This window comes from Mesorhizobium sp. M8A.F.Ca.ET.161.01.1.1, assembly GCF_004792105.1.
Lineage (GTDB): Bacteria > Pseudomonadota > Alphaproteobacteria > Rhizobiales > Rhizobiaceae > Mesorhizobium.
Genome location: NZ_SRTD01000257.1, coordinates 1 through 336, shown reverse-complemented (window position 1 = coordinate 336; position 336 = coordinate 1). Strand labels below are relative to the sequence as shown.

Here is a 336-nt window from a genome sequence, read left to right as displayed (position 1 = left end):
CTTCTTCACGTCGAAGTTCACACCCCAATGCTCATCCAGCATATAGTCGAAACCGACCTGCACGGCGGCGCCCAGCTTGTTCTTGACGTCGAGATTGCTGAAACCGGGCTTTTCGGTCTGGTTGTAGAACAGCGAATAGTTCACGCCCGCGCCGATATAGGGCTTGAAAGCGCCGAAGTCGGTGAAGTGATATTGCAGCGTCAGTGTCGGCGGCAGCAGCCAGGTCTTGCCGACCGGCGTGCCGGCCAGCACGCCCTCGCCATTGATTTTGGCATAGGTGGTGCCGAGAATGAGTTCGGCGGCGAAGTTATCGGTGAAGAAATAGCTGATGTCGAG

1 protein-coding gene is annotated in these 336 nt (G+C 56.8%); it reads right to left on the bottom strand.

From position 1 onward, the window contains the following. A partial coding sequence (locus EN804_RS35605; RefSeq protein ID WP_135922375.1) for an OmpW family outer membrane protein occupies nt 1-336 on the bottom strand: 336 nt, incomplete at both ends.